Here is a 14794-nt window from a genome sequence, read left to right on the forward strand (position 1 = left end):
ATGGTATAAAGGTACAAAAAAAACGGGACATATGCAAGGAAACAGCGACATAAATACGGTATATCGGATGCATAGAAACAGGCTCTGTGCATAAACATCTAGACAAATTAGTTTGGCAGCAGCCTCGGTAACCCCCGCCCCTACGTTCTCTCCGCCTGCCGCACCGTCAACGGGGTAATACCTCCCAAACGATGTGGATGCTATCCACCAAAAGTCTACTTCTGACGAATCACAACTTACTAACTTCTCCATCGGTAGTGACATTATCCACCGTAGGGGCGGGGTTTATCCCCGCCCTAACCCCCGTGACAGTAATCATTCCACACCCGTGCCATATGTTTGTATATCTTTTGCGGGGTTAGGGCGGGGATAAACCCCGCCCCTACGTTCTCACCGCCTGCCGCACCGTTGTGGCGACATCATCCAAGTAGGGGCGGGGTTTATCCCTGCCCTAACCCCGCAAAAGATATGATTTAACCGATATGGTTACGTCTTACTTGACTTTGAAGTGAAACCAATCGATGTCTACCTGTCCACCGAGCTGCCGGGTGGCGTAGTTGTAGATGCCAAAGCGTGTGCCCATGAAAAAGCGACGGTAGTCGAAGACGAGTTTGAAGCCACTCAAAACCGTTGTCCAATGCTTGCCGTCGAGGCTGTAGGCCAGTGAGGCCACATCTTTGTGGAGACGGAAATCAGCACTTACCTTCAAGTAGACGATGTTCTGTGACAAGACCTTGCGGTAGACTTCGTGACGATGATCGGCAAGGACATGGAGATCCTTTGGCTCCATCTCCACAGAGTCCGTCGAGGCCACGATATATTTCTTACCCTTTTCTTTCACTACGGAGAGCAGGGCGGCATCGTTCTGAAAGGCACAGAAGCCTGCCACATCGCCATCCTGCATCTTGCTGACATCCATGCGGATGATACCCTCGCTCTGTGGTCCCATCATGCGCGTGGTCAGTGTGTTGCGGGCCAGAAAGATGTTGGGAACCACAGCAGCCGTATGCAGACGCAGCCAGCCACGGCGCTCGGTGAGCGACCAGGCGTTGTCCACGGGGTTGTGGTTCCACTGCCAGTCGAGGCTCAGTGTAGGTTTGTTGAACTCATCGCTGTTGACGATGCTCGTCTTCTTATTGCCCGCAAAGGGTACCTCCATCGTTGCGGGCACATAGTCAACCTTTGGCCAGCCGTCGACCCAGCGGACGGGAGAGAGCGTCGGCACGCGGCCTACGCCGCCACGATCCTGGAAGATCAACGCAAACCAACGGCCGTCTGGCGTGTCTACTATCGTGCCCTGCCCGACACCGCCGAAGCCGCCGAACTCTGTCTCGAGCATCACACGCTTAGTATATGGGCCTTGGATATCTTTTGCGCGGTAGACGACTTCGCGGCGCGGATGGCCGTTGGTCCACGAAATCATCTGGAGATAGTAGCGACCGTCGTGCTTGATGACACGAGAACCTTCGAGGAGTCCCTTCTCCTCACTGTCGCGCTGGAAGAGCTGGCGGTGAGAGCCTTCCACGACCTGCTTGAGATCGCTGCTGAGCTCCACCATCTCGCCGGTAGCATAGAAGACATACGCACGGTCGTCATCGTCGAAGAACAGCGTGGCGTCGTGGAAATGAGGCAACCGGCTGACGAGTGTCCACGGACCTTCAGCCTTCTTGGCCGTCATGATATACGTCTCGCCACCGGGATTGTCATTGGGAGCGAAGAGTGCATAAAACCGTCCTTTGTGATACTTCAGCGAGGTGGCCCACTGCCCGCGGCCGTAGACGGTGCCCTGCTCCATATTATATTTAGGCGAGTCAGTGAGTTTGTCGAAGATGTAGCCCACTGTCTGCCAGTTGACAAGGTCGCGCGAGTGCATGATGGGACCGCCCGGCATGAGGTGCATCGTCGTCGAGACCATATAGTAGTCGCTGCCCACACGGATCAAGTCCATGTCGGGCACGTCCGACCAGATGACGGGATTGGAGAACATTGCGGTCTGCGAAGCTTCGTGATTCACGATTTTGCCCATGGGCTTCTTTACCGTCTCCGTTGCCATCATGGGCAGAGACAGTGCAGCGAGAAGCAGAAGGGCTGGGATTGTTTTTGTTTTCATTGATTTGTCTGTTTCTAATCTGCTTGATTCATGAACATTCAGTTCTTCTTTGTAGAACATGGAATTGCCATGAATTAACCACGAATGATTTACAACGATGATGTTGATGAGTAATTCATGGTCAATTCATGAACATCCATGTAAAAGATATATACATGAAACAAGCAGCTAATTTATTTAGTCTTTATTGTTATTTTCTCTAACACCACACCCGGGTCGAGTGGTTCGAAGACGAGGCGATGGATGCCGTCGCTCAGCTGTTGCAACGGCAGCGTGACCTGCTTTTCAACGATGCGGCGGGCTACCGTTGGGTAGTAGATGCTGTAGATATTCTCCGGCTTCTCATTGAGGTTGGCGTTGAAGTTCACCGTTTTACCCTTGCCGTCGAGGCTCACGCGGTAGCGCAGTCCACCCTGGTTGAGGAAGTCGAGCGTGCATTTCGTTGTCACGGTGATGGTCACGCTATCGGTGGGTTGCATACCATGGAAGCGATACTCCAGTTGTGCGCCGTTGACCGATGCTGTAGTTGGACGCAGCGTCATGGCACCGAGCGACGGTCCCATGAATGGGATGTCGATCCAGCGTGCGCCTTCGCCGTCGCGCTTGCTAAAGTAGTGTTCGGCCTCCAAAACCACTTTGTCTCCCTTGGCATCGATGATCCAGCTGTCGGTACGTGGCTTCACCTGATAGAGTTTCGGCAGCATGTCGTGGGGGAAGTTGTCGTTCCAAGTGGTGTATCCGATGTGTTTCTGGATCATCATGCCGTTCCATTTTCCTCCTGCAATATTGTGATTGTAGGCAGCACAGAGCAGAGAGTCACGACGGAAGTCGTGGCGGCAGCGCTCCGCCCACGTGTTGGCATCGGGGTTGCCCTGCTCATAGAGCTGATGGTTCATGGCTTGGGCATAGTACATGTCGTAGAGATTGGCCATTGCCTGCACGGGGAAGAGGATGAGTTCCTGGTAAGCGTCGCGACAACTCTCGGGCAGAGCAGTGTATTGGCGTAGGGCGTCACGCTCCAAAGCAGCGTAGTCGCTGACCACCTTCTCCCATTCGCCATCCTTCAGACTGTAGGTCTTGGCATCGAGCATCTCCGCTGTGCAGCGTCCGGCATACTTGCATTGCAGGTTAAGAATACGCGCGGCCTCCGCAGCCTGCTCCTCGCCGAAGGCAGCCGCACAGAAGCGGCGGGTGTGATCCAAGAGGTTTTCTGTGGTGTAGGCAGTGGGGTTCCATGCCATGTCGATGAAGAGCTGGATGGGGTATTCCATCGGTTTGAGGTCACCGACATTGAGGATCCACAGCCGGTCGATACCGTTTTCGGCAGCCAACGTCAGCTGTTCCCACATATTCTGAATGGGCGTCACGTTGATCCACTTCGAGTTTCTCGGAGCCCCCACATAGTCGACATGATAGTAGAGTCCCCATCCGCCTTTGCGTTTTCGCTCTTTTGGCGTAGGCACACGACGTACGTCGCCCCAGTTGTCATCACAGAGCAGCAGTGTCACATCATCGGGCACACGCAGTCCGGCGTCGTAGTAGTCCATCACCTCTTTGTAGAGAGCCCATACCTGCGGCACCTCGCTGGCCTTCTTGCCACGTTCTTTCTCGATGATGCGTCGCTGGTTGCGGATGATTTTCTCCATGAGCTGAATGTTTGTGTTTTCGCTCATAGCCATGTCGCCGTCGCCGCGCATGCCGATGGTGACGATGTCTTCCGTATTTTTGTTGCGTCGCACGCCACCTGCCCAAAAAGCGTCCAAGGCCTTCTGGTTCGTGGCATAGTTCCACTGCCCGCCTGCTGCCTCACGTGAAGCGCGGTCCTGCGGCTCTACGTTCGGGTCGTCGGTGTGGCCATGCCATTCCTTTTGTGAGCGGCACATCGGCTCGTGATGTGAGGTGCCGATGATGATGCCACGGTCGTCAGCAGTCTTGCTGTTCAGTGCGTCGTCGGCGTAGAAGGCCCAGCCCCACATGGCCGGCCACATGAAGTTTGCCTTTAATCTGAGCAGCAACTCAAAGACGCGGTCGTAGAAACGGTGGTCGCCGTAGTTTGTGCCATAGGTGTTTTTCACCCATGTTGTCAGGCAGGGAGCCTCGTCGTTGAGGAAGATGCCGCGGTACTTTACTCTTGGAGAGGGCTGGTATTGGCGGCCGTTGCTATATATAATATGGTCTTGGTGCTTCACGGGAACATCAGCCCACCAGTACCACGGCGAGACACCCATCTCGCGACTGAGCTCATAGATGCCGTAGATGGTGCCGCGCTTGTCTGAGCCGACGATGACGAGGTTGCCGTCGACAACGTCGATGAGATAGCTCTCCCATTGGCCCCGCAGTTTCCTGACGTCGATTTTATGGGCTTTGACGATGTTGCTGATCATTTTACTCTTGCCGAGCGTGCCGGCGATGATGCGTCCATGTTCCGGCAAATTGACTGATGTAGCGACAAGTATGGGTGCTGCTTTGCCACAGACACGCCCAATATCAGCACTGAGATCGCGTGCAGCCAATCTGACACCCGTCCAGTCTGTGGTGTCCACCACGATGGCGGCAGGTTGCTGTCCGGGCTTGGCAATGTAAAAGTCATTGGCACTGGCCAGCAGAGGAAACAGAGAGAATAAGAATAGGAGGATCTTGTTCATATTGCTTATAAAAGATTATCTAATGCCAAAAACGGCATACGACTTCCCGGGTTGGGTGTCGATGTCATATTCATATACGTGCGGAATCTTCACCTCTTGAAGTTTTTGTGTGTGGATGAGCGGCTTCCTGACTACGGCAGGAGCAAACAGCGCATTGGGGCAAGCACCTTTGGCTTCCCGCAATCCCTGTCCTTTCAGAGGCTGGTAAGCGCGCAGACGCAGCACGCCGCCGATGGTAGAGGTGATGGTGGCTTGTTTAAGCTTGCCGTCGCTCCACTGTTCACTGACGACGAAACCACCACGGGTTCTGATACCCTTCACGCTTCCCTCGTGCCAGGCAGCAGGCAGTGCTGGCAAGAGATGCACGGCACCGTCGTGACTCTGTACCAGCATCTCGGCGATGCCAGCGGTGAAACCAAAGTTACCGTCAATCTGAAAGGGCGGATGCGCATCGAAGAGATTGGGATAGACACGGCCGTTGGGATACTGCCGTTGCAGTGAGTCGCAAGGTAGCAGGTGCAGCAGGTTGTTGATGATTTGCAGCGCATGATCGCCGTCGAGCATACGTGCCCAGAAGTTGATCTTCCATCCTAAGCTCCATCCCGTGGCCATATCGCCGCGCTGGAGCAGGGTGGTGTGAGCGGCGCTGAAAAGCTCAGGATGGCTGAAAGGCGAAATCTGATTGCTCGGATACAGCCCGTAGAGATGAGAGATATGGCGGTGCTCGTCTTTCGGATTGTCACCGTCTTGCAGCCATTCTTGCAGTTGACCGTAGCGACCTACTTGCATGGGAGGCAGCAAAGCGAGCTTCTCTTGTGCCTCGTGGCGGAATGTCGTGTCGGTACCGAGTATTTCTGAAGCCCTGATAGCCGAGGACAGTGCGTCGAAAGCAATCTGGTTGTCCATCGTGCACCCCGCTGTTACGGACGTGCGTTTACCCATTGGGCCGTGCTCAGGACTGACAGACGGAGAGAGGAGAAACGCTTTGTGAATGTTGAAAGTTGAAAGTTGAGAGTTGAGAGTTGAAAGTTGAGAGTTGAAAGTTGAAAGTTGAGAGTTGAAAGTTGAAAGTTGAGAGTTGAACTGATAGAGCGAATCTGTGGGCACGATCTGGCCATAGTCCATCAGGAAGCGGGCGGCGGAGCGGAGAACAGGATACCACTGACGTAGGAAACTCTTGTCGCCTGTGAAGAGATAGTGTTGCCACAGATGCGTTGTCAGCCACGCTCCGCCACAGGGAAACATGCCCCAGTAAGCACCGTCGATCGGGCCGGCAACACGCCAGATGTCGGTGTTGTGATGAGCTACAAAGCCGCGGCAGCCATACATTGTCTGTGCGGTTTGGGCACCAGTCTGGCTGAGATCGTGGATGAGAGAAAAGAGAGGGGGCAGGGTAGAAGTGAGGTTGGTCACCTCTGCCGGCCAGTAGTTCATCTCTGTGTTGATGTTGATGGTGTACTTGCTGTCCCATGGTGCGAAGCGTTCCTTGTTCCAGATACCTTGTAGGTTGGCTGCCTGACCGCCGGAGCGTGATGAGGAGAGCAGGAGATAGCGGCCATATTGAAACATCAGCGTCACAAGACGGGGATCTTGCTGCTGAGGATATTGCTGGAGCAAAACGTCTGTCGGAAGAACCTGACTTTGTGATTTTGCGGGATTGATGCTTAAGCTTACCGTGTTGAAAAGCGGCTGATAAGCAGCTATATGTGCCCGAAGTTGCTCGGCATAGTTACCGGCAAGAGCCTGCTCCAACGCCAGTTGTGCCTTGCCTTCCGCGTTGCCACTGATGTCGTGATAGTTGACGAAATTCGTGGCAGCGGTCAGATAGATGGTAGCGGAGGTGGCATGAGTGATGCTCAGACGATCGTCTTGACTCATCGTTTTGCCGTCGGTTTTCACAGCCACCTTGCACACGGCATGCAGTCCGGCCTTTACGCCTTCCTGTTCTTCACCCTGACAGACCATCGACAGTTGCTGTCGCTGAGCCTCTACCTTGTGGTTGAGGATTGAGGAAAGCGAGACACTGAAGTGCAAGGCACCTTTTCGCGAAGCCTGGAGATGCACCGCCATGAAACGCCCAGCAAAAGAAGTGAAGACCGTGCGCTTGATTTTCACACCGTCTTGAACGAAAGTTGTGGTATTAACCGCTTGCTCCAGAGACAGAGAGCGATGGTAGCTGTTGTCACCAGAGAGCTTGGCCGATGCTTTGAGCTGACGTTTATTTCCCTGACCTTCCGTAGGCATGTCAATGAGCAGCGAGCCCAACGGCAAGAAGCGCATACCGTTCTTGCCGGTGAAGAAGTTGCGGTTGATGACGCCCTCGGCCTGTTCCTCCTTACCATGACGAATCAGTTTGCGCACACATTGCAAGGAATCTTTGGCACGTGGCGCATCGTTGTTGTATGGTGATCCGGACCAGAAAGTAGTCTCATTGAGGTCGATACGCTCGTGCGAAGTACCGCCGTAGACCATCGCCCCGATGAATCCGTTGCCTAAGGGCAGTGCTTCCCACCAGTTTCGGGCAGGTTGCTGATACTCCAAAAGCAACCTTTCGTGGATAGAAGGGGTCGTACTCCAACTCTGAAGACAGATGAGCAGGAGTGAAGAGAGCATCAGAAAATACCCTTGGGTTTTGTTTTGCCAAGTATAGATAGAAGGAAATAGCTTTACCATCATGATTCGTTTCCAGTTATTTTTGCAAAGTTACGCATTTTGTCTCAATGTTTATTTGCCAAACGTTTCATTTTGCTTGTTATTTGTTGCAGATGAAATGTATTTTTGCTCTTTTGTTAGTTTCCTTTGTCAATATCCGAACAGTATTTTGCATATTCGTTATTTTTGTGTTACTTTGCAGCAAGAAAAGAATTAAAGAGTAGAAGCATCGATGAAAGCGGTACTCACGATCACAGGTTCAGACAGTTGTGGCGGTGCCGGCATACAGGCCGACATCAAGACGATCAGTCAGTTGGGTGGCTATGCCCTCACGGCCATTACGTCCATCACGGTTCAGAATACGTTGGGTATTCAGAACTATTACGACTTGCCCCCGGAGACTGTTCGGGGACAGGTGGAGGCCGTCATCAATGATGTGGAACCCAATGTTGTGAAGGTGGGACTGATCCGCACACTTGCCACGCTCAACGTCATTGTCGACTTGTTGCAGAAATATCGTCCCGACAGCATCATCTATGATGCCGTTGTGCGCACAGCTCAGGGCGAGCAGTTGATACCCGATGATGTTCACGACATGATAGTCCGGCGCCTGCTGCCCCTATGTACTGTAGTGATTATCGGCAAGGAACAGTCCATCAGCAAGTTGCCCGATTCGATACATACGATCGCTATCGACGACAATCCCCAGCACGGTTACGCCAACGGCTTTTCCTCAGCTCTGGCTTGTTTTGTCAGCCAGGGACTGTCAGTGGCCGAAGCCAAGGGTAAGGCCCTGGCTTTCGTAAACGCCCAGTCAGCCACAGTCTCAGATGCTACGGGGCGCTGTGGCGAGCTTTATCGGTTGTTTCTCGAAGCGATCGCCGAGCGGGGCGACGAGTATCACGACATTAACTATTATGCCGATCACCTCAACGTCAGTGCCCGCTACCTGGCGCAGGTCACCCATCGGGCTGTGGGGCTCACCCCAAAACAGATTGTAGATAAGGAGATGACACATATCCTACAGTCAGCATTGCTCTCGTCGGCACAGCCACTTCAGCAGTTGGCATACGACCACGGCTTCACCTCCCAGCAGCATTTCACCAAGTTCTTCAAGAAGCAAACGGGGCTGACGCCAAGCCAATACCGTGCGGAGGTCAAACGGAAACGGAGAGAGTGATAAAAAGCGAGTTAGTATTGAACACTTATAAATCAGGATAAGAAACACAACTAAAAGACAGAAACAATGGAAAACGACAGACAAACTTTGAACCGCAACTTGGCACAGATGCTCAAGGGCGGTGTGATCATGGACGTGACAACGCCTGAGCAGGCAAAGATCGCGGAAGAGGCAGGAGCGTGTGCCGTCATGGCGTTGGAACGCATCCCCGCAGATATCCGTGCCGCAGGCGGCGTGGCCCGCATGAGCGATCCGAAGATGATTAAAGGCATTCAGGCTGCTGTGAGCATCCCGGTGATGGCCAAGTGCCGTATCGGACATATTGCCGAGGCTCAGATCTTGCAGGCTATCGACATCGACTACATTGACGAGAGTGAGGTACTTTCGCCTGCCGACGATGTCTATCACATCGATAAGACACAGTTCCGCGTGCCCTTTGTCTGTGGTGCCCGAAATCTGAGTGAGGCTCTGCGCCGTATCGCCGAGGGAGCTACGATGATCCGTACCAAAGGTGAGCCAGGTACCGGCGATGTGGTTCAGGCCGTGCACCACATGAGACTGATGCAGCGTCAGATCCGCGACCTTGTCGCCAAACGCCCCGACGAGCTTTTCGAGGCAGCCAAAGAGTTGCAGGCACCTTACGATTTGGTGAAATATGTCCATGATCACGGCAAGTTACCGGTGGTGAATTTTGCAGCCGGTGGTGTGGCAACGCCAGCCGATGCTGCTCTAATGATGGAGTTGGGCGCAGAAGGTGTGTTCGTTGGCAGTGGCATCTTCAAGAGCGGCAACCCCCGCAAGCGTGCCGCCGCTATCGTCAAAGCCGTCACCAACTACAACGATCCGAAGGTGCTGGCAGATATCAGTGAGGATCTTGGCGAGGCCATGGTGGGCATCAACGCCGACGAGATACAGCTGTTGATGGCCGAGAGAGGTAAATAAGCGAGAGGAGGACCTTTGTCTATGAATAAACGTATTGCTGTGTTGGCACTGCAAGGAGCCTTCATTGAACATGAGAAGATGTTGCAGCGGCTCGGTGCGGATGTCTTTGAGATCAGAGAGAAAGCCGACTGGCAACAGCCTAAGGACGGGCTTGTCATCCCAGGTGGCGAGAGCACGGTGATGGCCAAACTGCTTGTGGAGTTGGGACTCCACGAAGAGATTCGCAACGATATCGTAGCCGGTCTCCCCGTCTTCGGCACGTGTGCGGGTCTGATACTCTTGTCGGAGTATGTGCGCCAGCATGAAGATGAGGAAGCGGAACCGATGGCAGGAGGGCTGTCGACCATGGACATCACCACTTGCCGCAATGCTTACGGTCGTCAGTTGGGCAGCTTTGCCACGGAATCCGACGTAGAGGGTGTGGGCAAGGTGCCGATGACGTTCATCCGTGCGCCGTATATCGAGTCAGTAGGACCCAAGGCTGAGGCATTGGCGAGCGTCGACGGACATATTGTAGCCGCCCGCCAGGACAATCAGCTTGTCACCGCTTTTCATCCAGAACTCACTGATGACACTCGGGTGCACGAAGCCTTTCTGAGGATGATATAAGAGGAATAGTAGCTGTAGATCTGTAAGCCACGCTAACTCTTCCTCCCTCTCTCAACGTGGAGAGGGAGGAAGAGTTTCTTATTTGTTTTTTTCTTCCCGATACACTTTCGGTGATACACCATAATAGCGCTTGAAGACCTGCGAGAAGTGGTTTTGGTCATTGAAGCCGACACGATAAGCAATCTGCGAGATGTTGATAGTTCCCAGATCGAGAAGATGGACAGCCTCCTTCATGCGAATGTCGCGGATGAACTTGCCGGTGGCTATTCCTGTCATCTCTTTCATCTTGCGATGGAGTTGGGCACGGCTGAGGCCTATTTCTTCAGCTAATGTCTCTACATTATATTCGGGATCGGAGAGATGATCATGGATGCAATTGACGATACGCTCCATCAGCACTTCATTGTTGCCCTTTATCTCTTCCTGCCCGATCATCTTCTCTATTTGCGGCTCTGTCGTCACCTTGCCTTTGACACGTCGCAGCGTGTTGATCAGATTGTCGATCGTCAACCGTAACTCTTCCATGTTGAAAGGTTTGGAGAGATAGGCGTCAGCACCATGACGCAAGCCCGTGACACGGTCATCAACAGCGTTTTTGGAAGAAAGCAGAATGACAGGCAGCGCACTGAGATGGGGATTTTCCTTGATTCGCTCCAACAGCGTGATGCCATCCATCTCCGGCATGGACACATCGCTGACGACAATATCGTAATGTCCGGGCATCATCAGCAATTTCTTCATGGCCTCACGCCCATTTCCGGCCACGGTGACATAGTACTCATCGCCCAGCTCCATGGCCACATAACGCGTCAACTCCTCATCGTCGTCAACAAGCAGCACCTGTACATTGCTCTTGGGACGTGAAGCACCTGTCACGCCTTTGTCCTGCAGTGCCTTGCTGTCAATGATTTCCTCTGGCATGAGATGATCCTTTCCAAGCGGCAGGGTCACCGTGAAGCAAGCGCCATGTGCCACATCCGTGCGGTTGGAAGCCTCTATTGTGCCGTGATGCAAGGCCACAACGGAGCGGCAAAGATCCAGTCCGATACCGGTACCCTGGATTTTCAGATTGGTGTTGTTCACACCTTGGTTGAAACGGTCGAAGAGGTGCTTAGCCGTCGATTCGTCACCAACACCAATGCCATTGTCAAGCACCTGGATGACAGCATTGGTGTCTGTCGAGGACAAGACGATTCGAATCTCGCCACCGTCGTCGGTGTATTTAAAAGCGTTGCTGAGCAAATTGCCGATCACTTTGTCGATGTTCATCCGGTCGATCCATACTCGCACATCTTGTTCATGCTCAAAAGTGAAGTGCATGCCACGTTGCTGAGCCTCGTATTCATAGAGCTTGCAGGTGCCGGTGATCAGTTTGACGAGGCTCGTTTCCTGACAATGGATCTGCAGGGCCTCTTTGTCGAGTTTGCGCTTGTCGAGAATCTGATTGACCAGCTGACTGATACGCTTCGTGTTGCGGTCGATGACCTGCAACAGGTTGAGCTTCGAGGGGTCTGTCTCTGCCGACAACAGGTTTTGCAACGGATTGACAATCAAGGTCAGCGGTGAGCGCACATCATGCATGGCGTTGATGAGGAACCGCATCTTCGCCTCGTCAAATTGGTGCTGCTTCCGGTGCCAGTAGAGATGCCAAAGATAGTAAGCCAGTAAGCAAAGAAGCAAAAAATACACGCAATATGCCAAGGTGCTGGCATACCAGGGCGCATGTACCACAACATTGATCTGACAGACACCCGGCAACGTGCTGCCGCCATAGACAGCCCGCACTTCAACGGGATAGGTGCCCGTGCCCAGACTGTTGAACCGGATGGTGTTGTCGCCCGTGACATTGGTGTGCCAAGAGCCATCCTTGATACGGTATTCATAGATGACACCAGCCGCGTCGCGGTAGTCGAGAAGCGAGAAAGTCAGCGTCAGCGTATGGTTGCGGGGATACATGTCGATTTGTCGGTTTTTCGGCAAATGCCATACATCGTCAATCAATGCCCCTGTGAGCCGAACCCTGCCCTGCCGGTTCTTGATCTTTTTCACCTTTTGAGGATAAAACACGGTCAAGCCGCCGTCAAAGCCAAACCCCATCATGCCATCCGAGGAATGAAAAGATACATTGCCGAGATATTCGCCGGTGATCTGGCCGTAGCCGGTACCGTAGGAGATGAAACGGCGTAATCGATGGTCGTATTGCCACAGACCCGCGGGCGTGCTGCCCCACAGATCGCCCCACATGTCACTTTCGATGGCACAGATTTTCTGATCCTGCAACATCTCACTGCCAGGGTAGAGCCTGGCACGACGGGCAACACGGTCGTAGAGATAGAGCCCCGCTTCGGTGCCTATCACGATGTCGTCTTCGGGAGTGACACACAAGGTTCCCGTAACAAGTTCTGGCAGCAAATGATTCCAGCCAAATGGATGAAAGCTGCCCGTACGCAAATCGAGACAGCACACGCCATCCGCCGTCGCCATCCACAGACATTGATTGCGATCTACGACCATCGAGTTGACCCAGTCGTTGCACAGATGACCCAAAGGACCCTTGTCTGAAGAAAGATAATGGTGTGATGCCTTAGTGCGTGTGTTGTAGCTCACCACTCCCTGTCCCATCACTGAGAAAAAGAGCGTTCCAAGACCGTCATCGCACATCACGCCTTTTAGCCCCGCATACTTTAAAACTAAGGAAAGGCGTCCTGCCACCGGATTCAGCTCATAAAGGCCATCGCTGCGGCCCACCCAGTAACGGCCGTCACTGCCATGATAGACTATACTCGCGTCGGAGATGCCGTCTACATGCTGCGTAACGATGCCCTGATGATTGAAACGGTACAAGGCATTGCCCCAGACTGTACACCACATTCCGCCATCGTCGGTAGCCGCTACAGAAGACAACGAAACGTCGATGACTGGATTCTGAGCCATAAACGACCATACTTGGAAAGGCATTGGATAGTCGTTGAGAAGCAACAGACCTATACGGAAACAACGAACCCACAAATTGCCGTTCTTGTCGAAATCCAAGGCGTGAACAGGCGCAGTGCGGAGATTGAAACGGCCATGAATAAAACTCAAAGGTTGAGGAGCCGCATTACGACTAACTCGATAGACGCCTTGCTCGGTTCCCACATACAGTTGACCGCCGGGCGACAACCGCGCACATGCTAAGCCGGCATTGCGTATCTGATCTGAAAGACGATAGCCCGCATCTACAAATCGATTGCCTTTATACGACATCAGCGTATGCTTGAAAACCAACAATATCGTACCATCACAATCGACAGCAAACTGACAGACTTCGCCCTGCGGCAGCTTCCAGCGATTCACTCCTGCAATGTGACCGTTTTTCAGTACGACACGATAGAAGACATTATTCCTTCCTACCATCCAAAGATTGCCTTGACGGTCAAAGCAAAGCCGACCCAACATCTTGTCCCTGACAAGATGGTTGAGCCGGGTTGCTTCTTTTATTTTATCGCTGCCGTTACGGATCACAAAGACGCCATAACCCGATGTGGCTATATAGATATCGCCATTCTTTGCTTCCGCCAAATCGGAAACTCTCGGTTGTATATTCTTTGGGAAAGAAACATTGTCGAAACGGTTAGTAGCAATATCATAGCGTGACAGATTCTTGTTAGTACCCACCCACAGTCTGCCTTTGCTGTCGCTCAGCATGTCGCAAATCTCATTATTGCCAATGCTGTGAATATCGTTGCGATGATGCTGGAAAAGTGAAAAGCTGTAACCATCGAAGCGATTCAAACCATAATCGGTGCCAATCCACACAAAGCCATAACGGTCTTGGCAAACGGCCTTGACTGCACTGCTGGATAGTTGCTTGCCGGTATATAAGACTCCACCCAACTTCAAATCCGTGCCTGCTGACAGATCTGGGTCAGCGAAGGCGCACAAAGAAGGACTCTTCGGCAGAAAAGCTGCGAAGAACAAAACAAAGCATATCAGTGCAATTCGTCTCATCATCATCATTCTGGCTTTTAGTCTTGTTTAGAGTTTAATATGATGCAAAGATAATAATATCCATGGAAAAACGTTTCAATTAATGGATTTAAGTCCGGTCGGTGCAACATTTCTTATCCTATAATGCAACGTTTGTCATAGATAACCTGCCTAAAGATCAGCAAAAAACAACATGCCCGACAGGGCATCTGTCCTGCCGGGCATACAAACGTATATATAATAAGGTGTTGACAAAATAAGATAAACCGGCGGTCATGCTTAGTCAGCACGAATCCTCTTTCCCGGTTCTTTTTTCTCTTCACGCTGTGGGTGTGCAGCACCAAGGGCTTTCATCAGCTTCTGGCGACTGATCTGCGTCCGGTCATAGACAACTACAATAAGATGATGTCGCGAACTCCATGAGGCGGAAAACACACCGGGGAGCGTACGCACCAAAGAGTCGACTCTCTCCTTCCGGTCGGTCGAACAGCTGACCGGGATCTTAACGGTCGAATAGCGGCTGTGCGCTGCAACTGTCGTGGCAGCGTGACATAGAAACAAAAACAGTACCAACTGGGGAAGAGGGTTACAGAACAGCATTGGACATTTCAATCGGGATGCTAATGTGCTCAACACATTCTCTACCTTCTGCTTGATTCTTGTCCTGATGAACGCTATTCCTTTTCT

At 52.6% G+C, this 14794-nt stretch carries 8 protein-coding genes; 3 read left to right on the plus strand and 5 right to left on the minus strand.

What is annotated here, in order from left to right:
- Positions 1–493 precede the first annotated feature (493 nt).
- From FYJ73_RS04900 to FYJ73_RS04910, 3 genes are all read right to left on the minus strand, one after another.
- Positions 494–2110, minus strand: a complete 1617-nt coding sequence (locus FYJ73_RS04900; protein WP_154533594.1) for a glycoside hydrolase family 43 protein — start codon at positions 2108–2110, stop codon at positions 494–496.
- A 173-nt stretch (positions 2111–2283) separates the two neighbouring features.
- A complete protein-coding gene (locus tag FYJ73_RS04905) occupies positions 2284–4755 on the minus strand; it encodes a glycosyl hydrolase 115 family protein (protein WP_154533595.1) in 2472 nt (823 codons plus the stop codon).
- Between the two features lie 15 nt (positions 4756–4770).
- Positions 4771–7431 (minus strand): glycoside hydrolase family 95 protein, encoded by a 2661-nt coding sequence (locus tag FYJ73_RS04910; RefSeq protein WP_154533596.1) that lies wholly within the window; start codon positions 7429–7431, stop codon positions 4771–4773.
- 208 nt (positions 7432–7639) lie between these two features.
- Between FYJ73_RS04910 and FYJ73_RS04915 the strand changes: the two genes are divergently transcribed.
- The 3 genes from FYJ73_RS04915 (at position 7640) to pdxT (ending at position 10138) form a co-directional block, all read left to right on the plus strand.
- Positions 7640–8587, plus strand: coding sequence for a bifunctional hydroxymethylpyrimidine kinase/phosphomethylpyrimidine kinase (locus FYJ73_RS04915; protein ID WP_154533597.1), 948 nt, complete (start codon positions 7640–7642; stop codon positions 8585–8587).
- A 66-nt stretch (positions 8588–8653) separates the two neighbouring features.
- On the plus strand, positions 8654–9529 hold the full coding sequence (gene pdxS / locus FYJ73_RS04920) for a pyridoxal 5'-phosphate synthase lyase subunit PdxS (protein ID WP_154533598.1): 876 nt from the start codon (positions 8654–8656) through the stop codon (positions 9527–9529).
- Positions 9530–9550: 21 nt separating this feature from the next.
- The gene (gene pdxT / locus FYJ73_RS04925; RefSeq protein ID WP_154533599.1) at positions 9551–10138 is read left to right on the plus strand and encodes a pyridoxal 5'-phosphate synthase glutaminase subunit PdxT; all 588 of its coding nucleotides are present in this window, start codon (positions 9551–9553) and stop codon (positions 10136–10138) included.
- Positions 10139–10216: 78 nt separating this feature from the next.
- On the opposite strand, the gene FYJ73_RS04930 is transcribed toward pdxT, so the two are convergent.
- On the minus strand, positions 10217–14131 hold the full coding sequence (locus tag FYJ73_RS04930) for a hybrid sensor histidine kinase/response regulator transcription factor (protein WP_206081688.1): 3915 nt from the start codon (positions 14129–14131) through the stop codon (positions 10217–10219).
- 255 nt (positions 14132–14386) lie between these two features.
- Positions 14387–14668, minus strand: coding sequence for a hypothetical protein (locus FYJ73_RS04935; protein WP_206081689.1), 282 nt, complete (start codon positions 14666–14668; stop codon positions 14387–14389).
- Positions 14669–14794 lie beyond the last annotated feature (126 nt).

This window comes from Hallella mizrahii (genome assembly GCF_009695775.1).
In the GTDB taxonomy this organism is placed as follows: domain Bacteria; phylum Bacteroidota; class Bacteroidia; order Bacteroidales; family Bacteroidaceae; genus Prevotella; species Prevotella mizrahii.